Annotated in this window: 23 protein-coding genes; 11 read left to right on the forward strand and 12 right to left on the reverse strand. The window is 60.0% G+C overall.

Annotated features, from left to right (window positions below; genetic code table 11):
- Window positions 1-53 precede the first annotated feature (53 nt).
- The 5 genes from ACIQ1A_RS01665 to ACIQ1A_RS01685 all read left to right on the forward strand — a co-directional run bounded on the left by ACIQ1A_RS01665 (window position 54) and on the right by ACIQ1A_RS01685 (window position 4,296).
- Window positions 54-272, forward strand: a complete 219-nt coding sequence (locus ACIQ1A_RS01665; RefSeq protein ID WP_395769345.1) for a YdcH family protein — start codon at window positions 54-56, stop codon at window positions 270-272.
- A gap of 117 nt (window positions 273-389) precedes the next feature.
- Window positions 390-1,760 (forward strand): pyridoxal-phosphate dependent enzyme, encoded by a 1,371-nt coding sequence (locus ACIQ1A_RS01670; RefSeq protein ID WP_395769346.1) that lies wholly within the window; start codon window positions 390-392, stop codon window positions 1,758-1,760.
- A 9-nt stretch (window positions 1,761-1,769) separates the two neighbouring features.
- Window positions 1,770-2,930, forward strand: a complete 1,161-nt coding sequence (locus ACIQ1A_RS01675; RefSeq protein WP_395769347.1) for a cystathionine gamma-synthase — start codon at window positions 1,770-1,772, stop codon at window positions 2,928-2,930.
- Window positions 2,931-2,957: 27 nt separating this feature from the next.
- Entirely contained in the window at window positions 2,958-3,659 is a 702-nt protein-coding gene (locus tag ACIQ1A_RS01680) for a CoA transferase subunit A (RefSeq protein WP_395769348.1), read from the forward strand.
- A 10-nt stretch (window positions 3,660-3,669) separates the two neighbouring features.
- Window positions 3,670-4,296, forward strand: coding sequence for a CoA transferase subunit B (locus ACIQ1A_RS01685; protein ID WP_395769349.1), 627 nt, complete (start codon window positions 3,670-3,672; stop codon window positions 4,294-4,296).
- 72 nt (window positions 4,297-4,368) lie between these two features.
- Here the strand turns inward: ACIQ1A_RS01685 and ACIQ1A_RS01690 are convergent, their stop codons facing one another.
- From ACIQ1A_RS01690 to ACIQ1A_RS01705, 4 genes are all read right to left on the reverse strand, one after another.
- The gene (locus tag ACIQ1A_RS01690; RefSeq protein WP_395769350.1) at window positions 4,369-5,307 is read right to left on the reverse strand and encodes an electron transfer flavoprotein subunit alpha/FixB family protein; all 939 of its coding nucleotides are present in this window, start codon (window positions 5,305-5,307) and stop codon (window positions 4,369-4,371) included.
- Window positions 5,307-6,053: an electron transfer flavoprotein subunit beta/FixA family protein gene (locus ACIQ1A_RS01695; RefSeq protein WP_395769351.1), complete on the reverse strand. Its 747-nt coding sequence runs from the start codon at window positions 6,051-6,053 to the stop codon at window positions 5,307-5,309. Before ACIQ1A_RS01695 ends, ACIQ1A_RS01690 begins: the two co-directional genes overlap by 1 nt.
- 100 nt (window positions 6,054-6,153) lie before the next feature.
- Complete coding sequence (locus tag ACIQ1A_RS01700; RefSeq protein ID WP_395769352.1) at window positions 6,154-7,050, reverse strand: RimK family alpha-L-glutamate ligase; 897 nt, start codon at window positions 7,048-7,050, stop codon at window positions 6,154-6,156.
- A 9-nt stretch (window positions 7,051-7,059) separates the two neighbouring features.
- On the reverse strand, window positions 7,060-8,661 hold the full coding sequence (locus ACIQ1A_RS01705) for a 4Fe-4S dicluster domain-containing protein (RefSeq protein WP_395769353.1): 1,602 nt from the start codon (window positions 8,659-8,661) through the stop codon (window positions 7,060-7,062).
- Window positions 8,662-8,725: 64 nt separating this feature from the next.
- Here ACIQ1A_RS01705 and ACIQ1A_RS01710 point away from each other — a divergent pair, with 64 nt between their 5' ends.
- On the forward strand, window positions 8,726-9,331 hold the full coding sequence (locus tag ACIQ1A_RS01710; RefSeq protein WP_395769479.1) for an alpha-ketoglutarate-dependent dioxygenase AlkB family protein: 606 nt from the start codon (window positions 8,726-8,728) through the stop codon (window positions 9,329-9,331).
- A gap of 14 nt (window positions 9,332-9,345) precedes the next feature.
- Here ACIQ1A_RS01710 and ACIQ1A_RS01715 read toward each other — a convergent pair whose 3' ends face one another.
- Genes ACIQ1A_RS01715 through ACIQ1A_RS01730 form a run of 4 tightly spaced genes read right to left on the reverse strand, consistent with a single transcriptional unit; the run spans window position 9,346 to window position 12,810 of the window.
- A complete protein-coding gene (locus ACIQ1A_RS01715; protein WP_395769354.1) occupies window positions 9,346-9,972 on the reverse strand; it encodes an ABC-type transport auxiliary lipoprotein family protein in 627 nt (208 codons plus the stop codon).
- Window positions 9,969-10,913 carry an MlaD family protein gene (locus ACIQ1A_RS01720; RefSeq protein WP_395769355.1) on the reverse strand — a complete coding sequence of 315 codons (945 nt, stop codon included), beginning with the start codon at window positions 10,911-10,913 and terminating at the stop codon, window positions 9,969-9,971. The genes ACIQ1A_RS01715 and ACIQ1A_RS01720 overlap by 4 nt, the downstream gene beginning before the upstream one ends.
- Window positions 10,913-11,689 (reverse strand): ABC transporter ATP-binding protein, encoded by a 777-nt coding sequence (locus tag ACIQ1A_RS01725; RefSeq protein ID WP_395769356.1) that lies wholly within the window; start codon window positions 11,687-11,689, stop codon window positions 10,913-10,915. The genes ACIQ1A_RS01720 and ACIQ1A_RS01725 overlap by 1 nt, the downstream gene beginning before the upstream one ends.
- Window positions 11,686-12,810: an MlaE family lipid ABC transporter permease subunit gene (locus tag ACIQ1A_RS01730; protein WP_395769357.1), complete on the reverse strand. Its 1,125-nt coding sequence runs from the start codon at window positions 12,808-12,810 to the stop codon at window positions 11,686-11,688. The genes ACIQ1A_RS01725 and ACIQ1A_RS01730 overlap by 4 nt, the downstream gene beginning before the upstream one ends.
- Before the next feature lie 101 nt (window positions 12,811-12,911).
- Here ACIQ1A_RS01730 and ACIQ1A_RS01735 point away from each other — a divergent pair, with 101 nt between their 5' ends.
- Window positions 12,912-14,171 carry a threonine/serine exporter ThrE family protein gene (locus tag ACIQ1A_RS01735; protein ID WP_395769358.1) on the forward strand — a complete coding sequence of 420 codons (1,260 nt, stop codon included), beginning with the start codon at window positions 12,912-12,914 and terminating at the stop codon, window positions 14,169-14,171.
- A gap of 9 nt (window positions 14,172-14,180) precedes the next feature.
- On the opposite strand, the gene ACIQ1A_RS01740 is transcribed toward ACIQ1A_RS01735, so the two are convergent.
- Window positions 14,181-15,881, reverse strand: a complete 1,701-nt coding sequence (locus ACIQ1A_RS01740) for a proline--tRNA ligase (protein WP_395769359.1) — start codon at window positions 15,879-15,881, stop codon at window positions 14,181-14,183.
- A gap of 101 nt (window positions 15,882-15,982) precedes the next feature.
- Between ACIQ1A_RS01740 and pssA the strand changes: the two genes are divergently transcribed.
- The 3 genes from pssA to rimI are packed head-to-tail and all read left to right on the forward strand — an operon-like array spanning window position 15,983 to window position 17,498.
- On the forward strand, window positions 15,983-16,759 hold the full coding sequence (pssA, locus tag ACIQ1A_RS01745) for a CDP-diacylglycerol--serine O-phosphatidyltransferase (RefSeq protein WP_395769360.1): 777 nt from the start codon (window positions 15,983-15,985) through the stop codon (window positions 16,757-16,759).
- A gap of 2 nt (window positions 16,760-16,761) precedes the next feature.
- On the forward strand, window positions 16,762-17,019 hold the full coding sequence (locus ACIQ1A_RS01750) for a hypothetical protein (RefSeq protein WP_395769361.1): 258 nt from the start codon (window positions 16,762-16,764) through the stop codon (window positions 17,017-17,019).
- The gene (rimI, locus tag ACIQ1A_RS01755; RefSeq protein WP_395769362.1) at window positions 17,016-17,498 is read left to right on the forward strand and encodes a ribosomal protein S18-alanine N-acetyltransferase; all 483 of its coding nucleotides are present in this window, start codon (window positions 17,016-17,018) and stop codon (window positions 17,496-17,498) included. Before ACIQ1A_RS01750 ends, rimI begins: the two co-directional genes overlap by 4 nt.
- Window positions 17,499-17,525: 27 nt before the next feature.
- Here the strand turns inward: rimI and ACIQ1A_RS01760 are convergent, their stop codons facing one another.
- The gene (locus ACIQ1A_RS01760; protein WP_395769363.1) at window positions 17,526-20,288 is read right to left on the reverse strand and encodes a valine--tRNA ligase; all 2,763 of its coding nucleotides are present in this window, start codon (window positions 20,286-20,288) and stop codon (window positions 17,526-17,528) included.
- 176 nt (window positions 20,289-20,464) lie between these two features.
- On the opposite strand from ACIQ1A_RS01760, the gene ACIQ1A_RS01765 reads away from it, so the two are divergent.
- Window positions 20,465-22,009: a YdiU family protein gene (locus ACIQ1A_RS01765; RefSeq protein ID WP_395769364.1), complete on the forward strand. Its 1,545-nt coding sequence runs from the start codon at window positions 20,465-20,467 to the stop codon at window positions 22,007-22,009.
- A 3-nt stretch (window positions 22,010-22,012) separates the two neighbouring features.
- Here the strand turns inward: ACIQ1A_RS01765 and ACIQ1A_RS01770 are convergent, their stop codons facing one another.
- Together ACIQ1A_RS01770 and pepQ are read right to left on the reverse strand one after the other, a co-directional pair.
- A complete protein-coding gene (locus tag ACIQ1A_RS01770) occupies window positions 22,013-23,689 on the reverse strand; it encodes a hypothetical protein (protein ID WP_395769365.1) in 1,677 nt (558 codons plus the stop codon).
- A gap of 16 nt (window positions 23,690-23,705) precedes the next feature.
- Window positions 23,706-25,004, reverse strand: coding sequence for a Xaa-Pro dipeptidase (pepQ, locus tag ACIQ1A_RS01775; RefSeq protein ID WP_395769366.1), 1,299 nt, complete (start codon window positions 25,002-25,004; stop codon window positions 23,706-23,708).
- Window positions 25,005-25,019 lie beyond the last annotated feature (15 nt).

A 25,019-nucleotide genomic window follows, 5' to 3' on the forward strand; every position in this document is an offset into this window, starting at 1 on the left:
ACCCATGAAACCCCGGCCTTGCCGGGGTTTTTGTTTTTGCCAAGGGGGTTCCCGTGTTTGAAGGTCAATCGCAACAAACGGTCGATTCACGCATGCAGGCGGACAGTGATTTCCGCCGTCTGTATTTCCACCACCAGAAGCTCGACAAGAAAGTCACCGATGCCGAACTCGGCGTGCTGCCGATCGACGACCGGACGCTGACCCGCATGAAGCGGGAAAAGCTGATGGCCAAGGATCGTCTGACCCGCATGCTCGGCGAAGCCGGTCGCTGAGCCGGAACGGAAACAGGCCAGGGTGGCGATCCGGTCCTCCTCGTCGGACCGCCGTCACCCGGCCTTGGCAAGGGGTGAAACTGGTAGAATGTGCCTTCGCCATTTTCTGCCAATCCCATGACCATCCATCACAGTGTTCTGGAACTGATCGGGCAGACGCCCATGGTCAAAGCCCAGCATCTCGACACCGGCCTTTGCGAGCTTTACCTCAAACTTGAATGCATGAATCCGGGTGGATCGATCAAGGACCGCATCGGCGTATCGATGATTGAAGCGGCTGAACGTGCCGGTAAGATCGCCCCGGGCGATACCTTGGTCGAGGGTACCGCCGGCAACACCGGCATCGGACTGGCCCTGGTCGCCCAGCAGAAAGGCTACAAGCTGCTGCTGGTGGTGCCCGACAAGATGAGCCGCGAGAAGATCTTCAATCTGCGCGCAATGGGGGCCGAGGTGGTGCTGACCCGTTCCGATGTCGCCAAAGGCCATCCAGAGTATTACCAGGACATGGCCGAACGCATCGCCCGTGAAACCCCTGGGGCCTATTTCATCAATCAGTTCGGCAACCCCGATAATCCGCTGGCGCACGAGACCGGCACCGGCCCGGAAATCTGGGAACAGATGGGCCACGATATGGATGCCATCGTGTTCGGCTGTGGCAGTTCCGGCACCATGACCGGGTTATCCCGCTTCTTCGAAACCGCCGCGCCGCATGTCGAGCTGGTGCTGGCCGATCCGGTCGGTTCCATTCTGACCCAGTACATCAACGAAGGCGTGCTCAGCACCAAATCCGGATCCTGGATGGTCGAGGGCATCGGTGAGGATTTCCTGCCAAGCATTTCCGATTTCCACCGGGTCAAAAAAGCCTATGCCATTTCCGACAAGGAAAGTTTCATGGCCGGCCGCGAACTGCTGATGAAAGAGGGCGTGCTCGGCGGCTCCTCGTCCGGTACACTGATGGCGGCCGCGCTGAAATACTGCCGCGAACAGACCGTGCCCAAGAAGGTGGTGGTGTTCGTGTGCGATACCGGCAACAAGTATCTGTCGAAGATGTACAACGATTACTGGATGCTGGATAACGGCTTTCTCGAACGCGAAGCCAAGGGTGATCTGTCCGATTTGATCCTGCGGCCCTACGCCAAGCGTGATACGGTCGTGGTCGGCCCGAATGACAGCCTGACCGTGGCCTATCAGCGCATGAAGATGTATGACGTGTCGCAGCTGCCGGTGATGGAAGACGAGAAGATGGTCGGCATCGTCGACGAGTCCGATGTGCTGATGCATGTGCACACCGACCAGGAGCGCTTCAAGGACCTGGTGTCGACCGCGATGGTGCGCGATCTGGAAGTACTTGAGGTCGGTGCGCCGATGGCGGCACTGATGCCGGTATTCGATGCCGGCAAGGTCGCCATCGTGATGGACGGCACCCGCTTCCTCGGCTTGATTACCCGTATCGATCTGTTGAATTACCTGCGCCGCCGCGTGCAATAAAGGAATCCCATGAGCAGCAAGAAAATCCACGGCATCGGTACCAAAGCCATCCATGCCGGCCAGAGTCCCGATCCGTCCACCGGTGCGGTGATGGTGCCGATTTACGCGACCTCGACCTATGCCCAGGCCAGCCCGGGCGAACATCAGGGTTATGAATACTCGCGCAGCCACAATCCGACCCGCTTCGCCTACGAGCGCTGCGTGGCCGAGCTCGAATCCGGAACGCACGGCTATGCCTTCGCCTCCGGTCTGGCGGCGACGTCCACGGTGCTTGAACTGCTGGACAGCGGTGCGCACGTGATCTGCATGGACGATGTGTACGGCGGCACCTACCGTCTGTTCGAACGCGTACGCCGGCGCAGCGCCGGTCTTGACTTCAGCTTCGTCGATCTGAATGATCTGGACGCAGTGAAAGCTGCGCTGAAACCCAACACCAAAATGATCTGGTGCGAAACCCCGACCAATCCGCTGTTGAAGCTGGTCGACATCCGCCGCTTGGCTGAATTCGCCAAGGCCAACGGCCTGCTGCTGGCGGTCGACAACACCTTCAGTTCCCCGGCGCTGCAGCGCCCGCTGGAACTGGGTGCCGACATCGTGATGCATTCAGCCACCAAATACCTCAACGGCCATTCCGACATCGTCGGCGGCATGCTGGTGGTGAAAGACGCTGCGCTCGCCGAGCAAATGACCTTTCTGCAGAACGCCATCGGCGGCGTGCAGGGTCCGTTCGACAGCTTTCTGGCGCTGCGCGGTCTGAAAACCCTGCACTTGCGCATGAAGGCGCACTGCGAAAACGCGCAATTCATCGCCGAAAAACTGGAAGCGCATCCGGCGGTGGAAAAAGTCGCCTATCCGGGTCTGGCCTCGCATCCGCAGCACGCCTTGGCCAAAACGCAGATGTACGGTTTCGGCGGCATGGTCAGCGTTTGGCTGAAAGGTGGCTTCCCCGAAGCGAAACGCTTCATGGAACGGCTGGAGCTGTTCACCTGCGCCGAATCGCTCGGCGGCGTGGAAAGCCTGGCCAATCACCCGGCGGTGATGACCCATGCCTCGATTCCGGAGGACCGCCGCAACGCCCTGGGCGTCACCGGCAATCTGGTGCGGCTCAGCGTCGGCGTCGAGGATGCCATCGACCTTTGGTCCGATATCCATCAGGCGCTTTCGGCCTGATACTGGCGTCATAGCGAGGATTTCTTCATGAACAACAAACTTTACGCCAGTGCCGATGACGCTCTGCGCAGTATCGTGCAGGACGGGCAGACCATCGCGGTCGGCGGTTTCGGTCTGTGCGGTATTCCCGAAGCCCTGATTGCTGCCTTGCGCGATTCCGGTGCAAGCGGGCTGACCGCCATTTCCAACAATGCCGGCGTCGACGGCTTCGGTCTCGGCATGCTGCTGAATACCCGGCAGATCCGCAAGATGATCTCGTCCTACGTTGGCGAAAACAAGGAGTTCGAACGCCAGTATCTGGCCGGCGAGCTCGAGCTCGAATTCAATCCGCAGGGCACGCTGGCCGAGCGTTTGCGCGCCGGCGGTGCCGGCATTCCGGCCTTCTTCACCCGCACCGGTTACGGCACCATCGTCGCCGAGGGCAAGGAAACCCGTGAATTCGACGGCAAGCATTATGTGCTGGAAACCGCACTGCATGCCGATGTGTCGCTGGTGAAAGCCTGGAAAGCCGATGTCTCCGGCAATCTGGTGTACCGCAAGACCGCGCGCAATTTCAATCCGGTAGTGGCGATGGCCGGAAAAATCTGCATTGCCGAAGTCGAGGAAATCGTTCCGGTCGGCGCGCTTGATCCGGACACCATCCACACCCCGGGCATTTACGTTGACCGCATCGTGGTCAACGCCGCGCCGGAAAAACGCATCGAACAACGCACCGTGCGCACGGCATAAGGAGAACGACATGGCTTGGACCCGTGATGACATGGCCAAACGCGCCGCCGCAGAATTAATCGATGGTGCCTATGTCAACCTCGGCATCGGCCTGCCGACCCTAGTGGCCAATCACATTCCCGAGGGTATGGACGTCTGGCTGCAGAGCGAGAACGGCCTGCTCGGCATCGGTCCGTTCCCGACCGAAGACGAAGTAGATGCTGATCTGATCAATGCCGGTAAGCAAACGGTGACCGCACGTGCCGGCGCCAGTTATTTCGGCAGTCACGATTCATTCGCCATGATCCGCGGCGGGCACATCGATCTGGCCATCCTCGGCGCCATGCAGGTCACCGACAAAGGCGACTTGGCCAACTGGATGGTACCCGGCAAGATGGTGAAGGGCATGGGCGGCGCGATGGATCTGGTGGCCGGCGTCAAGCGTGTGGTGGTATTGATGGAGCATGCCGCCAAAGACGGTTCACCGAAGATCCTGCCGGAATGCACCTTGCCGCTGACCGGTCTTGGCGTGGTCAACCGCATCATCACCGAGCTCGGCGTGTTTGACGTGACCGACGCTGGATTGAAGTTGATTGAGCTCGCGCCGGAGGTTTCGCTTGAGGAAGTGCAGGGTAAAACCGGTGTGCCGTTGTTGTAGGCCGCTCGCTTTCAACTGGCAAACAAAAACGGCCCTTGCGGGCCGTTTTTAGTTTCGAAATAACCGTTTCCGTTACAGCGCTTTTTCCAGCTCTGGCAGAATCTGGAACAAATCACCCACCAGTCCGAAATCAGCTACCTCGAAAATCGGTGCCTCGCCATCTTTGTTGATGGCGACGATGGTGCCGGCGTCTTTGATGCCGGTCAGATGTTGGATAGCGCCGGAAATACCGGCAGCGATGTACAGCTCGGGCGAAATGATCTTGCCGGTCTGGCCGACCTGCAGTTCATTCGGCACATAGCCGGCGTCGACCGCGGCACGCGAGGCACCCACGGCGGCACCGAGTTTGTCGGCGAGCGAATATACGATGGCGAAGTTCTCGGCTGAACCCAGCGCACGACCGCCGGACACCACTTTACTGGCGCTTTGCAGATCGGGACGGTCGGACTTGCCCTGCTGCAGCGAAACGAAGCGGGTGTGGGTGGGTAGTGGGGCTGAAAGGGCAAGCGCTTCGACCGGAGCGCTGCCACCGTTGCCGGCGGCCGGCCAGGATGCGGTGCGCACGGTGGCGACCACCGGCTTGTCGGCCGGGGCATTGACGGTAATGATGGCATTGCCGGCATAAATCGGGCGCTTGAAGCTGTGGCTGGACTCCACGCTCATTACATCGGAAATCTGGCTGACGCCGAGCAGGGCGGCCACGCACGGCATCACATCCTTGCCGAAGGTCGTGGAGGCGCCGAATACATGGCTGTAACCGGAGGCGGCCTGTGCGATCTGCGGGGCCAGCACCTGGGCGATGGCCTGCGCATTGGCGGCGTTATCGGCCACCAGCACTTTGCTAACGCCGGAAATTTTCGCGGCTTGCGCCGCCACGGCTTGGCCGGCATCCGATAGCACCAGCACATCGATGGCGTCGGCGTTCAGTGCGGTAGCGCAGGACACGCAGCGTGCGGTGGCACCGTTGAGCTGGCCGTTGAGGTGTTCGGCGATGATCAGTACGCGGCTCATTAGACAAGTCCTTTATTTTTCAGGGCGGCGACCAGCTCGGCGACGTCTTTGACCATCACGCCTTTGCTGCGTTTGGCGGGTGGCGCGTAGTGCGTGGTTTCCAGAAAGTCGGCGGATTCCACACCCAAGTCGGCGAAGGCAATCGTTTCCAGCGGCTTGCTCTTGGCTTTCATGATGTCGGGCAGCTTGATGAAACGCGGTTCGTTCAAGCGAAGATCGACGGTGACCAAGGCCGGCAGATCGATGTCGAGGATTTCCAGACCGGCATCGACTTCACGGGTGACCTGAGCCGTGTTGCCCGTAATGGCGATGGCGCCGGCAAAAGTAGCCTGCGGACGGCCCCAGAGCGTGGCCAGCATCTGGCCGGTCTGGTTGGCGTCGTCGTCGATGGCCTGTTTACCCATCAGTACCAGGCCGGGTTGTTCTTTGTCGATCAATTTCAGGAAGGCACGGGCGGCGGTCAGCGGCTGGATGGCGGCATCGGTAACGACATGGATGGCGCGGTTGGCGCCCATGGCCAGGCCATTGCGGATGTGTGCCTGGCAGTCGGCCGGACCCATGGTGACCACCACCACTTCCGTGGCCAGACCCTTGTCGCGGATGCGCAGGGCTTCTTCCAGGGCGATGTCGTCGAACGGATTGGCGGACAGCTTCACGCCATCGGTGATGACACCGGAACCGTCAGGTTTGACTTGAATGCGCACGTTGTAATCGACCACGCGCTTGTAACCAACCAGAATCTTCATTGCTCGGCCTCAAAGGGGAGTGTTTCGGGAAAAAACAGCCCCTTATTCTAGCCCAAATCCGCTTTTTCAAACAGCCGTTTGGGCTGAAGGAAAGGTGAAATCAAAGGCTTAAACGGCTTTTGAGAGCAGATACAAAACGCTGGGCGGCGCCATCGGCGTAATTGAAGAACAGCGAGGGCTCGGTCAGCTCCAGCTCCAACAGGCAAGGCCGGCCGTCTTCGTCGCACAACAGATCGATACGGGCATAGGCCAGCGGGCCGTCCAGCCCGAACAGCGCCGGCAGCGCGGCAATGACCTGCTCGGCCAAGGCCATTTCATCCTCGCCCGGCACTCGCGCCATGATTTCTTCCGGCGCGAACAGCTTTTCGGTCGGGCCTTCGTCGCGTTTGAGCAAGGGGCCTTTGCGGATGGCATGCGAATATACGCCATTGAAGTACAGCAGTGCGGTTTCGCCCGCGTCATCGACTTTGATTAAGTAAGGTTGCAGCAGGGTGCTGCGGTTTTTCAGCTGCAGGCGTTTGATGTGCATCAGCGCCGCATCGATATCCTCACGGCCATAACGCTGGGCGTCTTTCGAGCCGGCACCGACCGCGGGCTTGACCACGAATTCGGCATGCCCGAAAGCATCAAGGAACGCATGCAGACCGTCTTCGGCATGCTGCTCGGGTTCGATGAAGCGGCTCGGCACGGTATGAATGCCGCGCTGGGCGAGCACATCGAGGTAATGCTTGTCGGTGTTGCTGGTAATGACCTCAAGCGGGTTCAGCAGCGTGCTCTGTGCGGAAACGCGTGCGGCCCAAGCCAGAAATTCCGGCAGCTTGTCGATGTAGTCCCACGGCGAGCGGATCAGTACGGCGCGGTAATGTGACCAGTCCACGAAGGCTTCATCCCAGTACACCACGCGGTGCGCGATGCCTTCGGCGTCCAGCGCTGCCGACAGCGGGGCCAGATCTTCATCCAGGGCATGGGCGGCGGCGACGGAGACGAGGGCGAGCATGGTTATCCTTTAGAGGTTCTGGTAATTCGGTCCGGCTCCGCCTTCCGGCGTGACCCAGTTGATGATCTGGTACGGATCCTTGATGTCGCAGGTTTTGCAATGTACGCAGTTGGCGGCGTTGATCTGCAGGCGCTTTCCGGCATCGTCCTGTGCGATTTCATACACGCCTGCCGGACAGAAGCGCGTGCACGGGTTGCCGTATTCTTCGGCGCATTGGGTGATGCAGATGTTGGTGTCGGCCACCTGCAGATGCACCGGCTGGTCTTCGTCGTGCTCGGTGGCGGCGAAATAAACGCCGGCCAGTCGGTCGCGCGGGGCCAGCGTGCGTTCCACATAATCGCGCTGCGGCGATTCGGCCTCGCTCAATTTTTTCAGGCTGGACCAGTCCGCCTTCACCTTCAAGGTCCACGGCGACAGACCGCCGGTCAGCGTTTCCCAGCCGGCGTTGATCAGCCCGAACAGGCGGCCTTTCTTGAACGCCGGTTTGAAATTGCGCACCTTCTTCAGTTCGGCGACTACCTTTGATGCGCGCAGTTTGGCGTTCCAACCGGTTGAATCATTATTGGCAGCGATGTGTTCGGCGGCCAGCATGCCCGAGCGCAGGGCTTGGTGCACGCCTTTGATCTTCGGCACGTTCAGTAGACCGGCAGCGCAGCCGATCAGCATCGCCCCGGGCATCTCGACGTTCGGCAGGCTCTGGTAGCCGCCGGTGACGATGGCGCGTGCACCGGCCGAGAGGATGCTGCCGCCCTCGAGCAGCGGTTTCACGCTCGGGTGGTTCTTCCACTGCTGGAAGGCCTCGTAAGGCTGGTAATTGGGATCGGTGTAGTCCAGGCCTGAAACATAGCCGAGTGCGATGCGGTTGCCGTCCAGGTGATACAAAAAGCTGCCGCCGTAGGTGGCACTATCGGCCGGCCAGCCCATGCTGTGCACGATCTTGCCGGGTTCGGCAACGCCTTCGCGCACCTGCCAGAGTTCCTTGATGCCGATCGAGTAACTCTGCGGATCGCAATCGGCATCCAGTTTGAAGCGGGCAATCAGCTGTTTACTGAGATGCCCGCGCGCACCTTCGCCGAGCACGGTGGTTTTGGCTTTGATATCGATGCCCTGGGTGTAGGTCGGCTTGTGCGAACCGTCTTTGGCCACGCCCATATCGCCGATGCGCACGCCGCAGACGGCGCCTTCATCGTCATACAGTATTTCCGAGGCGGCAAAACCCGGATAGATTTCCACGCCGGCGGCCTCGCAATGACCGGCCAGCCAAGCGCACAAGGCGCCCAGCGAGACGATGCTATTGCCGTGGTTGTTCATCTGCGGCGGATTGATCGGGGCTTTGAAGCCCCCGGTTTTGCTGAGGAACCAGAACTCGTCGTTTTTGGCCGGGACGCAAATCGGCGGCGGATTGCTGCGCCATTCGGGAATCAGTTCGTCCAACGCTTCGGTTTCGATGACGGCGCCCGAGAGTGCATGCGCGCCGACACTGGAGGCTTTCTCAATGACGCAGACGTTCAAGGCCGGATTCTTCTGTTTCAGGCGCAGGGCGAAGGCCAGCCCGGCCGGGCCGGCGCCTACGGTCAAGACGTCGTATTTCATTACATCGCGTTCGGACATGGCATCACCTCTGAAATATCGCTCTATTGTCGCGGTTTCACACGCTTTGGGCAATAATCGCGGGATGTTCGAGCAATCCGACCCATCCGCCCTGCGGACCTTACCGCTACCGCGTGCCGATATCGCCTACGCGACCGGGTTTGTGCCGCCAGAGCAGGCGGATGTGCTTCTTGCAGAGTTGCAGCACAAGATAGCTTGGCAGCAACCGGAACTATACATTCATGGCCGGCATGTACTGACCCCGCGCCTGTGCTGCTGGATGGGTGATCCGGGAGCCGTTTATCGGTATTCCAATACGCGCTTTGAGCCCGAGCCCTGGTCGCAGCCGGTGCTGGCGCTAAAAGCAGCCGTCGAAAGTGTTGTGGGCACTGCCTTCAACAGCGTTCTGCTGAATTATTACCGTGACGGTCGTGACGCCATGGGTTGGCACAGCGATGATGAACCCGAACTCGGCCCGCAGCCGGTAATCGCATCGGTTAGCATCGGCGGCGTGCGCCGTTTCCTGTTGCGCCCGCGTTCGGGAGGAGCATCATCGGCCATAGCCTTGGCGCATGGCAGTCTGCTGCTGATGCACGGTGATACCCAGAAAAACTACCAACACAGCCTGCCACGCACCGCGAAGCCGGTGGATGGCCGGATTAATCTGACTTTCCGGAAAATCCACCAGTAAACCTGCCCGGGCTTTTATTTGGATTTGCTGCGCCCGTTGGCCAGGGTGAAGGCGATGATGTCGGCATTGACGGTGTTCAAGCCGCTTTCGAAGGCCTGCACCACGTCCGGGATGTCTTTGCTTGCCGACGGCACGATGACGCTGAAGGTTTGCGCCGCGATGACGCGGTTGCTCGGATACTCCAAAACCTTCACGTGCATCTGGATGACGGCATCTGGAATCTTCGCGTCCGCAGCATACACCGACTCGAACTGGCGGATGTCAACCAGCATCGCCACTTCCGCCGGGACGCCGCTGTTCTGGCGCGACACGGATTTGATGCGGCCGGAGTTTTCCAATTCCTGCACCAGGTTTGCCTGCACCAGATCCGGCAGCGACTCTGACCAGTTCGCCCCTTTGTAGACCTGCAGGACATTGGGTTCGGGACGGACCGCGATCCGGTTGGAATCGAGAAAGGCAACGGCATTCGGCCGTATGACCGTGAGCGACCAGTTGACCGTGGGCAGCGTGGCGTTATCGGGAAGTTGCGGGCGCAGCGCATAGACTGCGATGGGATCGGGTTCCTTGATCAGCGATATGCAACCGGCCAGCGGCAACGCCATAGCCAGTGCCAGCAGAAGGCGCAACGGATGCTTGTTCATGGTTTGAACTCCTCGGTGGTGCTTTTTCCGGTAACCAGGGCATTCGGACGCTCTTCAATCTCGGCGGCCACGCGCCGCAGCTGTTTCAGAAGGGTGCGCAATTCGGCGATAGCCGGACCGACCTGGGCCAGACCCTGCTGCGAAAAGTTGTCAATGGCGTCATTATTGGTTTCCATGAGGCGATTGGCATTGCGGCCGAGCGCTTCATATTGAACAAGGGTTTTTTCCAGCTTGGCAATCAGATCCGGAAGTTGGTCAGCCACGCCGCTGTCGAGTTTCTTGGCAATACTGTCGGTGCTGGCCAGGGTGCTGTCGAGTTTGGCGATGGCGGCGCGGGTATCGCGGATGATGGCGCCGATGTCCTGACGTTCGGCGGCGACCGAGCCGGAAATTTTCTCGAGGTTGTCCAAGGTCTTGCTGAGGCTTTTGATATTCTCATCACTGAAAGCCTGGTTCAGGCGGAGCATGACATTGGTGGCAGTGGTGGTGATGTCGTCAGTTGAACTGAACAGTTTCGACAGCGCTGATTCCTTGGCGTAAATGCGTGGAACCGGCGTGCTTTCGGAAGGCACCAACGCCGGGCTCTTGGCGTTGTAGGATTTCAATTGAATCTGGGTGATGCCGGTCAATCCGACGAAAGCCAGCTTGGCTTCGGTGTCGACTTTGATTGGTGTGTCCGATTTGATGCGCACCCGGACCAGAACCTTGTTGGGGTCGGTCGGATCGATCTCCAGACGGCGCACTTCACCGACTGAGATTCCGTTGAACTGCACCGTACCGCCGATGCCCAGACCGGTTACCGCTTCCGAGAATACGACATCGTATTCGTTCCAGCTGCTGTCGGAGGCGAACTTGGCGGCCCACAACGCGAAGCCGACCAGCAGTGTCAGCACCACCAGTGTGAATACCCCGATCAGGACATGATTGGCACGAGTTTCCATTACAGCTTCTCCTGGGCATGTTCGGCAGCCCGCCCACGCGGCCCGTGGAAGTATTCCTGAATCCACGGATGGTCGAAAGCAGCGACTTCGTTGATCGGTGCGTTGACCAGAACACGCCGGTCGGCCAGCACCGCGACGCGGTCGCAGATAGTGTACAAGGTATCCAAATCGTGCGTAATCAGAAATACGGTCAGTCCGAGTGCGCGCTGGATGGAGAGAATCAACTGGTCGAAGCCGGCCGCCCCGATGGGGTCGAGACCGGCGGTCGGCTCATCGAGGAACAGCAGCGCCGGATCGAGCGCCAGTGCGCGGGCGATGCCGGCACGCTTGCGCATACCACCGGAAAGTTCGGCCGGCAGCTTCAGGGCGGCATCGGCGCTCAATCCTGCCAGCTGGATTTTGACCATGGCCAGATCGCGCATGACCGATTCCGGCAGCGTGCTGTGTTCCTTCAGCGGCACCATGACATTTTCGAGTACGGTCAGCGACGAGAACAATGCCGCATTCTGGAACAGCACGCCGGTATTTCCTTCAATGTACTCCCGGTTGGCAGCATCAGCTGAAAGTGCATCATGTCCGAGCACGCCGATACGGCCGGCCTGCGGGCGGTGCAGTGCCAGAATGCTACGCATCAGAACCGACTTGCCGGAGCCGGATCCACCGACCACACCGATGATCTCGCCCTGCCGGACCTGCAGATCAAGGTTCTCGTGCACGACGGAATCGCCGAAACGGTTGTTCAGTCCGGTGACGTCGATGATGACATCGCTAGTCACAGGTCAAGTTCCATGAAAAACATGGCAGCCAGCGCGTCAAGCAGAATCACCAAGGAGATCGACTGCACCACGCTGGAGGTGGTGTGTTCACCGACCGACTGCGCATTGTTTTTCACCTTGAAGCCCTCAAGACAGCCAATCAAACCGATGACCATGGCGAAGATGGGGGCTTTGCTCATACCGACCCAGAAGTGCCGCGGCGATAATTCGTTCTGCAGACGGGCGATGAACATCTCCGGCGAGATGTCGAGGTGCCAGACACAGACTGCCATGCCGCCGAGCAGACCGGCCATGGTGGCCAGAAAGGTGAGCAGCGGCAAGGTCAGCAATAGCGCCTTCAGGCGCGGCAACACCAATAATTCAATGGGATCCAGACCCATGGTGCGGATGGCATCGAGTTCTTCGCCGCTTTTCATCGAGCCGATCTGCGCCGTGAACGCGCTGGCGGTGCGGCCGGCGAGCAGAATGGCGGTCAACAATACGCCGAATTCGCGGAAAAACGCGACACCGACCAACTCGACGACCCAGAGCTGCGCGCCGAACTCGCTGAGAACGGTGGCGCCCAGAAATGCGACGACGGCGCCGACCATGAAACTCAGCAGCATCACCAGGGGAACGGCATTCAAACCGACGGCCTGCATGTGGAAGATGATGGACGTGACCCGCCAGTGTCGGGGATTGAGCAGGCTTTCCATCAGGCTGAGCAGGGTGCGTCCGAGGAAATCCAGAAAGATGAGAATGTTGGCGTAGGCATTGGCGACCCATCGACCGACAGCCTCCAGAATCCGGTACAGCAGTTTGTCGGCCGGCGGCGACGGGGGTAAGCTTGCGCCGGAATTCCGGACGGCTTCAATCAGGGCGGCATGTTCGGGCTTAGCGGCCAACGCCGTCGCTGGCAATCCGAGACGGGTCATCAGCGACAGCAGCAGCTGCGAGCCGCTGGCGTCGAGACGGGTAATGGCACGTGCATCCAGGGTCTGGACGTCTTTGCCGCTGCCGGCAATCAGATCCAGAAGGCGTTGGGCCTGACGGAAGGTCCAGTCACCGGAAACCAGCAGCCGGTCGGACTGTTGCGGATCCGGATGTAGTCCGGGTTCGGTATTGTCGTGCCATGTGGCCATCGGCATCACGGACATCCTGTGGGATATGCTCAGTTTATCGCAGATGGGCAAACAATAGCAGTTGTCCTACAATGCCCCATGACTCGGATATCCGCATAAGCATGACCGCTAACATCGCCCACGACCGCTTCCGCCAGCGCGTTGATTTCGTGCTCGAACTGGCGCGGCATCTGCATACGTCCGGAACCTCGGTGAATCGATTGGAAGGCGCGGTCGATCGGGTTTCCACCAAACTCGGCCTGCTGGTCAGCATCTGGTCAAATCCGACCGGGTTCATCATCAGCTTCCAGGATCCAGTACTCGGGCCACCGCATACGGTGACCCGGGTCATGCGTTTGAAGCCGGGAGACACCCATCTCGGGCGTCTGTCCGATGCCGATGCCATCGCCGAGCAGGTCATGGCTGGTACGCTGGATATCGCCAGCGGGCTGTCCCGGCTCAAAGCCATGGATCGCGAACCGAGCCGTGGCTATCGCATCGCATCGGTGGCTTGTTTCGGCATTGCTTCGGCAATGGTGGTCAGTCTGTTTCCACGTACCGGTTGGAATGATTTCGGCGTCGCCGCGCTGCTCGGCATGATGATCGGTGTGCTGGCTCAGTATGGCGAGCGCAAAGCACAACTGCATGATGCAATGGAGGCGGTCGCGGCGTTTTTGGTCACCTTGGCGGCATCGCTCATCGGCTGCTTCCTGGTGCCATTGAGCATCCAGCCGGTGGTCATTTCGGCGCTGATCATCATGATGCCGGGCATGATGCTGACATCGGCCATCAACGAACTGGCCAACCAGCAGCTGGTTTCAGGCAGTGCACGTTTCGCCGGTGCGATGACCGTTTTGATGAAGCTGACATTCGGCACCATTCTCGCGGCGCAGTTGGTCCAGCTCTCCGGCTGGCAGTTGCTCAGCAATGCCGGATCCTCGGTGCTACCGATTTGGATGCCTTGGGCGATACTCTTGCCCGGTGCGTTCGCATTGGCCGTGCTGTTCAAAACCCATCTGCGCGATATTCCGATTGCGATGGCGGCGGTACTGCTCGGCTACGGCGTGATGAAGGTCTGCGCTCTGGTGCCGGCCCTGACCACCGGTGACATTCCGGTCAGTGCCTTTCTTGCCGCATTTACGGTCACGGCGGTATCGAACCTGTATGCGCGCATTTTCAATCGTCCGGGCGCCCTGATCCGCGTTCCGGGCATCATCCTGCTGGTGCCGGGCAGTCTGGGCTACCGCACCCTCAATATTGCCTTTGCCCAAGATCTCGCCAGCAGTCTGGATCTGGCGTTTTCGCTGTTCGCGGCATTGATCGCGCTGGTCGCCGGTATTCTGTTCGGCAACCTTCTGGTGTCATCGCGCCGTTATCTTTAAGCCGGCGAGTCAGCCGGCAAGGCGGGCCATCAATTCGGCTTCGCTGAGGTTTTCCGAAGCTTCCGCGTTGCGGTGACGGTATTCCAGCGTGCCGGCCTGCAGGCCACGATCGGAAACCACCACGCGGTGCGGAATGCCGATCAGTTCGATATCGCCGAACATCGCGCCAGGGCGCAGACCACGGTCATCGAGGCAAACACTCAAACCTTTGGCCTGCAGATCGGCGTAAAGCTTTTCGGCGTAAGCGCTGACGGTGCCATCGTTTTTCGGATTGATCACGCACACGACGACCTGCCAGGGCGCCATGGCTTCCGGCCAACGGATGCCATTGGCATCAAAGTTCTGTTCGATCGCGGCGGCGACAATCCGGCTGACACCGATGCCGTAGCAGCCCATGAACATGACCTGGGCTTTGCCGTTCTGGTCGAGCACAGTGGCGTTCATGGCCTCGGCGTATTTCTGGCCGAGCTGGAACACGTGTCCGACTTCAATGCCACGAGCGATGGACAGAACGCCCTTGCCATCCGGCGACGGATCACCTTCGACCACATTGCGGATGTCGGCGATAACATCGGCCTCGGCCAGATCGCGGCCCCAGTTCACGCCTTGCAAATGGAAACCGTTGCGGTTGGCGCCGACGATGAAATCGGCCATTTGCGCGACTGTGCGGTCGGCAATCAGGTACACCGGTTTCAGCGGTTTGACCGGGCCGAGGAAGCCGGGTTGTGCGCCGAGGTATTCGGCGATTTCGGCGTCGTTGGCCATCCGGTAGTCGGCCAATCCGGACACTTTCGCCAGTTTAATCTCGTTGACGGCATGGTCGCCGCGCACCAAGGCTAGCGTGAAACCATGCTCGGAAATCAACGCAAGGCTTTTGACCGTGCGCGTGAGTGCGACCCCCAGCAGTTCGGCGACGGCTTCGCAGGTGGTCTGTGTCGGGGTTGCCGCATCGCGCAGGTCTTCGGAGGCCAGGTTGCGTTCGCTGCCAAGCGCAAGGGCCTCCGCCATTTCGATGTTGGCGGCGTAATCCGAGGCATCGGAAAAGGCGATGGCATCTTCGCCGGAATCGGCCAGTACATGGAATTCGTGCGAGGCGCTGCCGCCGATGGCACCGGTGTCGGCATTGACTGCGCGGAAACGCAGGCCGAGGCGGGTAAACACGCTGCTGTAGGTATCGAACATGACCTGATAGGTCTGCGCCAGGCATTCCGGGCTGAGATGGAACGAATAGGCATCCTTCATCAAAAATTCGCGTGCGCGCATGACGCCGAAGCGCGGGCGGATTTCATCGCGGAATTTGGTCTGGATCTGGTAGAAGTTCAGGGGCAGTTGTTTGTAGCTACGCAGTTCCTGACGGGCGAAATCGGTGATGACTTCTTCGTGGGTCGGGCCGTACACGTAATCGGCCTGCTTGCGGTCCTTGATTTTCAGCAGTTGCCCGCCGAATTTCTGCCAACGCCCGGTTTCCTCCCAAAGCTCCTTGGGCTGGATCGAGGGCATCAGCATTTCCAGGGCGCCGGCACGGTTCATTTCCTCGCGAACCACCGTTTCGATACGGCGTAGGATCCGAAGGCCAAGTGGGGTCCAGGTGTACAGACCAGATCCCAGTCGGCGGATCAAGCCCGCACGCAGCATCAGCTGATGACTGACGATTTCGGCATCGGCAGGGGTTTCTTTTGAGGTATGCAGATGGAACTGGGACAGGCGCATGGCGTAAATCACGTTTTTTCAAGCGTTTATTGTAAGGGTTAACGCCCGATTGCCCAAGCCATTTTTGGACAGGGGCCGCCGAAACTGGGTAAACTGGAGCCATGGAACCAAATCCCGCCCCGCAAAGCCCGCGCAACAAGCATATTTACCTGTTGCCCAACCTGCTGACCACCTGCGGCATGTTCGCCGGTTTTTACGCCATTCTCGCTGCCGCCAGTGGCCGTTTCGAAGCTGCGGCTGTGGCTATTTTCATCGCGGCGGTGTTCGATGGCATCGACGGCCGTGTGGCCCGACTGACCGGCACCAGCAGCGAGTTCGGCGTGCAGTACGATTCCTTGGCCGATCTGGTCAGCTTCGGCATGGCGCCCTCGCTGGTCATGTATCACTGGGCGCTGAGCAGCATGAAGTTGGACGGCACCCTGCTCGGCAAAGTCGGCTGGGCCGCCGCTTTCCTCTACGCCGCCTGCGCTGCGTTACGACTGGCCCGTTTCAATACCCAAGTCGGCTCGGTCGACAAGCGCTGGTTCATCGGCCTGAACAGTCCGTCCTCGGCCGGCATGATGATGTCTTTCGTGTGGGCGATGAATGAATTCGGCTGGCAAGGCACGGAGTTGCGTTACCTTGCATTGGCGCTGACCGTGGTCTGCGGATTGCTGATGGTGTCGCGCTTCCGCTATGCCAGCTTCAAGGGCTCCGGGCAGCCGAAAGAGCGTGAAGACCGCATTCCGTTCGGCATGGCCTTGGTCGTGGTCGCGGTTCTGGTGGCCTTGTTCATTGACCCGCCGCGGGTGTTGTTGCTGGTGGCAGGCTCCTATGCCATTTCCGGCCCGCTGTATTGGCTGTGGCTGAAACTCAAACCGAAATCCACTGCGGCCTGAATATGTTCAGCCGTTTGGAGCGCGAGCGTCTGCAGGCCATGGGATTGACCGTGTATCAATCGGTGGTGTCCGCACCTGAAGCGTCATCGGCAACGCTCGCCGCTAAAGCCGAATCCGAATTCTGGCAGACCCGACTTGGCCTGAATATCCGCCGTTACGCCGAAGGCATCGATACCGCAGCCTTGCCGGCATCGGTGACGGGTGCCGAGGGCAAGAAATTGGTCTGGAACATCATCCGGTCACTGCGCATTGGCCGATGAGTGCGCAGAAAGCAAGCGACCCGCAGCTGCGTCTGATCAAGCAGGCCGATGTCGATGCGGTGATGTCGGTTGAAAACCGCGCTTATCCCTTTCCGTGGACGGCCGGTATCTTCCGGGACTGCCTCTATGCCGGCCACGAGTGTTGGCTGCTGGAAGGACAATCCGGAATCATCGGCTACTTCGTGATGAGTTGTGCGGCCGGCGAAGGGCATCTGCTGAATCTGTGCGTGGCGCCCGAGCATCAGGGCCATGGCCAGGGCCGGCGTCTGCTGCGGCAAGTGTTCGAAGTGGCGCGCTGGCACCGTCTGCAGCGGCTGTTTCTCGAGGTCAGGCCGAGCAATCCCAATGCCATTGCCTTGTATGAAAGCGAAGGCTTCAATGAAATCGGCAAGCGGCCGAATTACTACCCGGCTGCCAAGGGCCGCGAAGACGGCATCGTGATGGCCATCGAGCTGCAGGAGTTCGATTTCACGGCCTAGGGGCGCAGCGCACAACCCCTTGCATGATCATCCCAATTTTTGCAATTGCGCGGCCAGTGCGCTTTGCTGTGCCTGCCAATCGGCCAGTCGCTGGCGTTCCTGATCCACCACTGCGGGCGGCGCATTGGCCACGAAGGTATCGCTGGACAGCTTGCCGCGGCATTTTCCGATTTCGCCTTCGATACGCTTGAGCTCTTTGGCCAGACGTGATTTCTCGGCATCCAGGTCGATCAGACCCGCCAAGGGGATGAACACCTGAAGTTCACCGACCAAGGCCGTCGCTGCGGCCGGCGCTTCGCCGGACAGTTCATCGATGGATTCCAGGCGTGCGAGGAATTTCAAGGCGGCTTCGGCGTTGGCCATGCGCTTGCGGTCGTCGATCTGACGGGATTGCCACAGCAAGGGGATGGTTTTACCCGGGGCGATGTTCATTTCGCTGCGGATGCGGCGGATGTTGCCGACCACGGCCTTCAGCCATTCGATGTCGGCAACAGCGCCGGTATCGGTGTTGCCGAAATCCGCGGCTTTCGGGTAACTGCAGGTACTGATGCTATCGCTGTTGATGCCGAGTTTCGGCGCAATGGCGTGCCGGATTTCCTCGGTGATGAACGGAATCACCGGATGCAGCAGACGCAGTGTCGCTTCCAGTGCGAACAGCAGGGTATGACGCATGCTGTCGGCGGCGGCTTTGTCGTCACCGGCCAGTGCCGGTTTGGCAAATTCCAGGAACCAGTCGCAATAGGTGTTCCAAGTGAATTCATAGAGTGCCGTGCTGGCCAAATCGAAACGGTATTCGGTGAAATGGAGTTCCACCTCGCGGCTGGTTTGGGCCAATTGCGCCAGCAGCCAGCGTTCGGCCTGCGAGCTTGCCGGCGGTGCGCCATACGTCGAAAAATCCTCACAATGCATCAGCACGAAGCGCGCCGCATTCCACAATTTGTTGCAGAAGTTCTTGTAGCCTTCGGCCCGGTTGAGGTCGAACTTGATGTCGCGGCCATGCGTGGCCAGCGAGGCGAAGGTGAAGCGCAGCGCATCGGTACCGAAGGCCGGAATGCCGTCGGCGAATTCCTTCTGGGTGGCTTTACGGATTTTCTCGGCCATCTGCGGCTGCATCAGGCCCTGTGTGCGTTTTTCCACCAAGGCATCGAGCGTGATGCCGTCGATGATGTCGATCGGGTCGAGGATGTTGCCTTTCGATTTCGACATCTTCTGGCCGTCTTTGTCCCGCACCAGGCCGGTGATGTACACATGCTTGAACGGCACGCGGCCAGTGAAGTGATCGGTCATCATGATCATCCGGGCGACCCAGAAGAAAATGATGTCGAAACCGGTGACCAGTACCGAGGTCGGCAGGCGCTTGTCGTATTCCAGCGCGGCCATGGCCTGTTCATCCGGCCAGCCGAGTGTGGAGTGCGACCACAGCGCCGAACTGAACCAGGTTTCCAGCACGTCGTTGTCACGGGTTAACGCGGTTGCTTCGGCAATGCCGTGCTTGTTGCGAACTTCCGATTCAGTGTGGCCGACGAAAATGTTGCCCTCGGCATCGTACCAGGCCGGAATGCGGTGACCCCACCATAGTTGGCGCGAAATGCACCAGTCCTGGATGTTTTCCATCCAGTGCCGGTAGGTGTTGATCCAGTTCTCCGGCACGAATTTCACCGTGCCGTTCTCAACCAGCTCAAGGCCGCGCTTGCCAAGCGTGTCCATTTTCACGAACCATTGGTTGGTGAGATAGGGCTCGATGATCTGACCGGTTCGGTCGCCGCGCGGCACCTGCAGTTTGTGCGGTTTTTCCTCCACCAGCAATTCAGCTTCGGTCAGGTCGGCCAGTACCGCTTTGCGCGCGGTCTTCACATCCAGCCCGCGGTATTTTTCCGGCACGGCATCGTTCAGATGCGCGTCGGGGGTCAGGATGTTGATCATCGGCAGGCCGTGGCGCTGGCCGACTGCATAGTCGTTGAAGTCATGCGCCGGCGTGACTTTGACCACACCGGTACCGAATTCACGATCCACGTAATCATCGGCGATGATTGGAATCTCGCGATCGGTCAACGGCAGCTTCACGGTCTTGCCGATCAGATGCGCGTAGCGTTCGTCTTCCGGGTGCACCATGACCGCGGTGTCGCCGAGCAGGGTTTCCGGGCGGGTGGTGGCCACGGTCAGGGTTCCGCTGCCATCGGCCAGCGGGTAGGCGATGGACCACAGGAAACCGTTTTCCTCTTCGCTGACCACTTCCAGATCGGAGATGGCGGTCTTCAGCACCGGATCCCAATTCACCAAACGCTGCCCGCGATAAATCAGACCTTCGGCATGCAGGCGCACGAAGGTTTCGATCACCGCGTCCGACAGCCCCTCATCCATGGTGAAGCGTTCGCGGCTCCAATCACCGGACGTACCGAGTCGACGCATCTGCCGGGTAATGGTGTCGCCGGATTGCTGTTTCCATTCCCAGACTTTTTCGATGAATTTGTCGCGGCCGAGCGTGTCGCGGGTTTGACCCTGACCGGCTTGGGCCAGATTGCGGTTGACCACCATTTCGGTGGCGATGCCGGCATGATCGGTGCCCATCTGCCAATGCGTGTCGAAGCCGTTCATGCGGTGGTAGCGGATCAATGCATCCTGCAGGGTGTGCTGGAAGGCATGACCCATGTGCAGGGTGCCGGTCACATTCGGTGGCGGCAACATGATGGTGTACGCCGAGCCGTGACCGGATGGCGTGAAGCAGCCGGTGTTTTCCCAGTGCGCGTACCATTTGCCTTCAAACTGGCTCGGATCGAAACTTTTATCCATGACGGGCGGCAAGCAAATGCTTGTTTTTAGTAAAGAATGAGACCTCTAGACTAGCAAATCCGCGGCTTTTCCGAAAGCCGCGGTTGCTCTGCGCCAGTAAAATCAAGCCGCTATTGAGCCTTCACGGGCCGACTGCTACGCTTCTGGCTTCCATTTGCCGCCAGGTGCTGCGCGCGATGCTCGCTTTCGAAGACCGCTTTACCCGTTACTTTCCCGCCGATGCCGCTACCGGCCGGGATCCGCGCGCGGTACAAAATGCCCTGTATTCCCGTGTGGAACCGGAGCCGGTCAATCATCCGAAGTTGTTGCTTTGGTCTGATGAAGTGGCGGCACTTCTGGGCTTATCAGCGCATGCGGGATCAAGCGATGCGATGCGCGATGTGCTGGCCGGCAATGCCGTGGTCGACGGCAGTGTGCCGTATGCCACCGTGTATGGCGGACACCAATTCGGGCATTGGGCCGGGCAACTCGGTGACGGACGCGCCATCAACCTCGGCGAAATCGGGGGCTACACCCTGCAACTGAAAGGCGCCGGCCGCACACCGTTCTCGCGCCATGCCGACGGCCGCGCCGTGCTGCGCTCGAGCATCCGGGAATTCCTGTGCAGTGAAGCCATGCACCATCTCGGCATTCCGACCACGCGTGCGCTGTCGCTGATCGGCACCGACAGCAGCGTGGTGCGGGACATGTTTTATGACGGACACCCCGAACAAGAGCCCTGCGCGCTGGTTTGCCGGGTGTCGAAAAGTTTTCTGCGCTTCGGCCACTTCGAGCTCTTGGCCCAGCGCGGCGAGCTCGATCTGCTCCGGTGTTTGGCTGCTTACACGCTGAGCCCGTCTGATGCGAATGCCGCTGCCGCAACACCGGAGGCCGTCGCCGGTCTGTTCGATCGAATCTGTCGGGACACGGCCGCATTGATCGCCCGCTGGATGGCGGTCGGCTTCGTGCACGGGGTGATGAATACCGACAACATGTCGATGCGGTCGGAAACCATCGATTACGGACCGTATGGCTGGCTGGAGAAATACGATCTGCAGTGGACGCCCAACACTACCGATGCCGAGGGCCGCCGTTATTGTTATGGCAACCAGCCGGCTATTGCGCAATGGAATCTTTCACGCCTAGGCAACGCTTTGTATCCCCTGATTGACGATGTCGAACCCTTGCAGAACAGCCTTACGGCCTTCAATCAGGAATTCCATAGCCAATGGAACCGTTTGCTCGCCGCTAAACTCGGTCTGAGGGCCGAAGTGTTGCATGCCAACCCGCTATGCTATCAGCAACTGGTGCATGTGCTCAGCGCGCTGGACATGGACTTCAACCTGTTTTTCGACGCGCTGACCCGTATTGCCGTCCGCGACGCGGACTGCAGCAGCTCCGAATCCGTGCAGGCGCTAATGGCCGTCAGCTACGCGGAAACCCCGGATGCTGCGCCCTTGCAAACTTGGCTGCAGCTTTACCGGAGCCTGCTTAAGGAATCGGCACTTGCCGACCGCGGGTCTTCGATGCGTGCCGTCAATCCGGTATTCATTCTGCGCAATCATCTGGTGCAGGATGTCATCGATGCGGCGCATGCCGGGGACATGCAGCCGCTTCAGGACATTTTCGTGCGTCTGAAAACGCCGTATGCCGATGCCGCCGATGATGTCCGCTGGGTCAGGAAATGCCCGCCGGAATCCATGCACCGGGCCGGGTGTTCGATGCTCAGCTGCAGCTCCTGAGGCTTAAAGGCGCGGCGGTTGGCCTGGTGGTGGCGGGGGTGGTGAGGGCGGCCCGATTGGCGGTACCGCATTCGGCACGGGGCTGGGTCCGGTCGGCCGTGCCGACGGTGGCGCATTCGGCCAACGTACCGGACCGGTCAGCCGTTGCCAGGACTTGCCGCCGTCCACGCTGGTCTTCACCACCTGCAGCGCGGTTTGCCCGAAGAAGCTGATGCTGTAAAGCATCAGGACTTTGCCATTGCGCGAATAGGCCGGCTGCCACCAGGCCTGGCTGAGTTCAGGGTAATTGGTGAGGTCCCAGGTCTTGCCGCCGTCACGGGTGAATGACAATCCGGTTTTCTTCGTGGAAAACACCGCGCCCTGATAGCTGAAGCCGTTCTGCGCGTCGTGGAACTCGGGCAAGCCGAGAAAACGGCTGAATGCGGCCGGCGTCCAGGTTTTCCCGTAATCACGGCTCTCGTAAGGACTCACCGCGATGGTTTTGGCGCAGGAACAGCGCAACACGCCGTCACCCGAAAGTTTGGTTAGAGCGATGCTTCCGGGTGGGTCACGCAGTTCACTGGTGCCGCTGGCCAGATCAATCACCGCGAGTTTGCGGCTCGGCAGGGTCAACACCAAGGTGCCATTGTGATGGAACAGTTCCGGCTGGGCGCCTGGCAGACCGGTCCAGGTCGCGAACACCAATGGGAAATCGCCGATTTTCCGCCACTCCCCACCGGAAGCCTTGCCGCGGTAGAGCGATACGGCCTCGTTTTTCTGAAGAGTAAACGCCACCTCGTCATCGCCGATGACCACGGCGTTGGTGGTCAAGCCGAAAGGCAAGCCTTCGCTGCGGTCGACCCAGGTCATCCCGCCGTCTGCCGAATAACGCAGCATGCCGGCTTCACCGGTGGTGAATAGATGTCCGCCCGCCAGTTCGCGCACCGAGGTCACCATCAGGTCATGTCCCGTATCGAGCAACTCCAGCGCGCCGCCGGGCCGGTAGCGTTTGATCATGCCGTTGTGCGAGCTGAAATAAAACCCGTCTTCGCCGAAGTCGGTCGCGCCCAGCATGCCGTAACTGCGGGCCTTCATCTGGATGCGGCTCATCTCTGCGGTCGCGGTCTCGGTTCCGTGCCAGCCGCTGTCCAGGCTTGCCGCGAAGGACGATAACGCCGGGTAGGCGCCCAACATGTGTTTGGCTTCTTTGGCCTCGGGGCGGTGATTCCAGCTCCAGTAGTTGCGGAATGCATTTGGATTGGTGCTGTAACTGTTTGAAAGCATCGCCAGCGCGATAGTGCCGAGATAGCGGACGCGGCCGGTACTGATTTCAAATTCCGGCATGTCCATCGGCGCGGGCAAAGCTGGATCCGCGCAGAGCATCTTGCAGTCCACCGCCTGGAAATCCACGAAACGGTAACGCCCCGGCGGCAAAGCGCCCAGGTACGAGCGCGTGGTCCGGAAGCCGTTGCTGCTGCCTTCGAGAAAGTAGACGGTCTTGCCATCGGATCCGGATGGAATCACCGAGATCTGCGGAATCAGGGCACCGGGGAACACCGTCGGAAAGTCATTACTGAGCTGGAACAGTACCGCGCCTTGGCCGCCGGCCAGCACTTCTTGGACCGGCGGCGTTTTGGCGTCAAGCGCCGGACATAGGCCGAGCAGGAATACGGCAAGCAGAGTACGCAGTATGTTGACCATCCCCATGGTTCAGTGTTCAAAGCGCCGCGAAGGCATCGCGGCTGATGTTTTCCGGTTCGCCCTCGGTGCAGTGCACCTCGTCTTCGATGCGCACACCGCCATAGGGCATCAGCTGTTCGACTTTGGCCCAATTCACCGCTTTGGCTTCCGGACGGGTTTTCAGATCAGCCAGCAACATCGGAATGAAATACAGGCCGGGCTCGATGGTGACCACCATGCCTTTTTCCAGCGTGCGGGTCATACGCAGGAACGGATGGCCGTCGGGGCGCGGAATCAATGCGCCGTTTTCATCGCTGAAGCCGGCCACATCATGCACCTGCAGGCCGATCGGATGGCCCAGACCGTGCGGATAGAACACCGAACTCACGCCTTTCTCCAGCATGCTGCCCGGATCCATGTCGACAATGCCAAGGTCGCGCAGTACACCACCGAGACGCAGATGCGTTTGCAGATGCAGGCCACGGTAATCGGTTCCGGCGCGGACCTGTGCACACAGGGCCTGCTGCTCGCTGTCGACGGCCGCAATCAGCTGTTCGTAGAGTTCGAAACCATTGCCGTAGGTCCGGGTGATGTCGGCCGCATAGCCGTTGTATTCGGCGCCGGCATCAATCAGCAGCGAGCGGTGGTGTGCCGGTTTATTGAAGCTCTTGTACTGGTAATGCAGGGTCGCACCGTTTTCATTCAAGGCCACGATGTTGTTATAGGGCACATCGTTGTCGGTATGTCCGGCGGCGGCGAGGAAAGCGGCATTGATTTGGGCTTCGGACCCGCCGGCGCGGAACGCCTGCTCGGCGGCGACATGGCCGCGCACGGCTTTGGCCTGGGCTTTGCGCATCTGTTCCATCTCGTAGGCCGTTTTATAGGCACGGTGGTAATGCAGATAAGCCAACAGACCGGCCGGATTGTTCGGAACAAACGCGCCGACCGCGGCGTCGGCTTCACCGATGATGGCGCTGCGGGAAGGATCGGGCAGATGCGCAGTGGCCTCATTGGCGTCACCGATGATGCGGATATCGAAATGCTCGACCCACTCGCCCTGCGGCGCGCTGGGTGGCACATGCCAATAATCATCCGGCTGGAAATACACCAGCACCGGTTTCTTGCCGGGCGTGAAGGCAATCCAGCTGTTCGGATGCTGGCACAACGGCAGCCAATATTTGAACTGCGGGTTGGCCTTGAATGGATAAGGGGAGTCATCGAGGAAGCGGATTTTCTCGATGCCTGCCGCGATGACCAGATGCTCATGTCCGGAGCGTGCCAAGGCGGCCTCGGCAATGCCGGTGATGGTATCGAGATGATTTTTATAACTGCTCATTGCGCGGTTTCCATA

The organism is Arenimonas sp., from assembly GCF_044353605.1.
GTDB lineage: Bacteria > Pseudomonadota > Gammaproteobacteria > Xanthomonadales > Xanthomonadaceae > Arenimonas.

What these genes read in the sequence shown, in the direction of transcription:
- pepQ (WP_395769366.1), bottom strand. Translation starts at nt 25,004, where the DNA reads ATGAGCAGTTATAAAAATCATCTCGATACCATCACCGGCATTGCCGAG.
- ACIQ1A_RS01685 (WP_395769349.1), top strand. Translation starts at nt 3,670, where the DNA reads ATGGCTTGGACCCGTGATGACATGGCCAAACGCGCCGCCGCAGAATTA.
- ACIQ1A_RS01680 (WP_395769348.1), top strand. Translation starts at nt 2,958, where the DNA reads ATGAACAACAAACTTTACGCCAGTGCCGATGACGCTCTGCGCAGTATC.
- ACIQ1A_RS01705 (WP_395769353.1), bottom strand. Translation starts at nt 8,661, where the DNA reads ATGTCCGAACGCGATGTAATGAAATACGACGTCTTGACCGTAGGCGCC.
- ACIQ1A_RS01700 (WP_395769352.1), bottom strand. Translation starts at nt 7,050, where the DNA reads ATGCTCGCCCTCGTCTCCGTCGCCGCCGCCCATGCCCTGGATGAAGAT.
- ACIQ1A_RS01735 (WP_395769358.1), top strand. Translation starts at nt 12,912, where the DNA reads ATGACCGCTAACATCGCCCACGACCGCTTCCGCCAGCGCGTTGATTTC.
- ACIQ1A_RS01690 (WP_395769350.1), bottom strand. Translation starts at nt 5,307, where the DNA reads ATGAGCCGCGTACTGATCATCGCCGAACACCTCAACGGCCAGCTCAAC.
- ACIQ1A_RS01710 (WP_395769479.1), top strand. Translation starts at nt 8,726, where the DNA reads ATGTTCGAGCAATCCGACCCATCCGCCCTGCGGACCTTACCGCTACCG.
- ACIQ1A_RS01670 (WP_395769346.1), top strand. Translation starts at nt 390, where the DNA reads ATGACCATCCATCACAGTGTTCTGGAACTGATCGGGCAGACGCCCATG.
- ACIQ1A_RS01675 (WP_395769347.1), top strand. Translation starts at nt 1,770, where the DNA reads ATGAGCAGCAAGAAAATCCACGGCATCGGTACCAAAGCCATCCATGCC.
- ACIQ1A_RS01750 (WP_395769361.1), top strand. Translation starts at nt 16,762, where the DNA reads ATGTTCAGCCGTTTGGAGCGCGAGCGTCTGCAGGCCATGGGATTGACC.
- ACIQ1A_RS01770 (WP_395769365.1), bottom strand. Translation starts at nt 23,689, where the DNA reads ATGGTCAACATACTGCGTACTCTGCTTGCCGTATTCCTGCTCGGCCTA.
- ACIQ1A_RS01765 (WP_395769364.1), top strand. Translation starts at nt 20,465, where the DNA reads ATGCTCGCTTTCGAAGACCGCTTTACCCGTTACTTTCCCGCCGATGCC.
- ACIQ1A_RS01760 (WP_395769363.1), bottom strand. Translation starts at nt 20,288, where the DNA reads ATGGATAAAAGTTTCGATCCGAGCCAGTTTGAAGGCAAATGGTACGCG.
- pssA (WP_395769360.1), top strand. Translation starts at nt 15,983, where the DNA reads ATGGAACCAAATCCCGCCCCGCAAAGCCCGCGCAACAAGCATATTTAC.
- ACIQ1A_RS01730 (WP_395769357.1), bottom strand. Translation starts at nt 12,810, where the DNA reads ATGGCCACATGGCACGACAATACCGAACCCGGACTACATCCGGATCCG.
- ACIQ1A_RS01715 (WP_395769354.1), bottom strand. Translation starts at nt 9,972, where the DNA reads ATGAACAAGCATCCGTTGCGCCTTCTGCTGGCACTGGCTATGGCGTTG.
- ACIQ1A_RS01740 (WP_395769359.1), bottom strand. Translation starts at nt 15,881, where the DNA reads ATGCGCCTGTCCCAGTTCCATCTGCATACCTCAAAAGAAACCCCTGCC.
- rimI (WP_395769362.1), top strand. Translation starts at nt 17,016, where the DNA reads ATGAGTGCGCAGAAAGCAAGCGACCCGCAGCTGCGTCTGATCAAGCAG.
- ACIQ1A_RS01695 (WP_395769351.1), bottom strand. Translation starts at nt 6,053, where the DNA reads ATGAAGATTCTGGTTGGTTACAAGCGCGTGGTCGATTACAACGTGCGC.
- ACIQ1A_RS01720 (WP_395769355.1), bottom strand. Translation starts at nt 10,913, where the DNA reads ATGGAAACTCGTGCCAATCATGTCCTGATCGGGGTATTCACACTGGTG.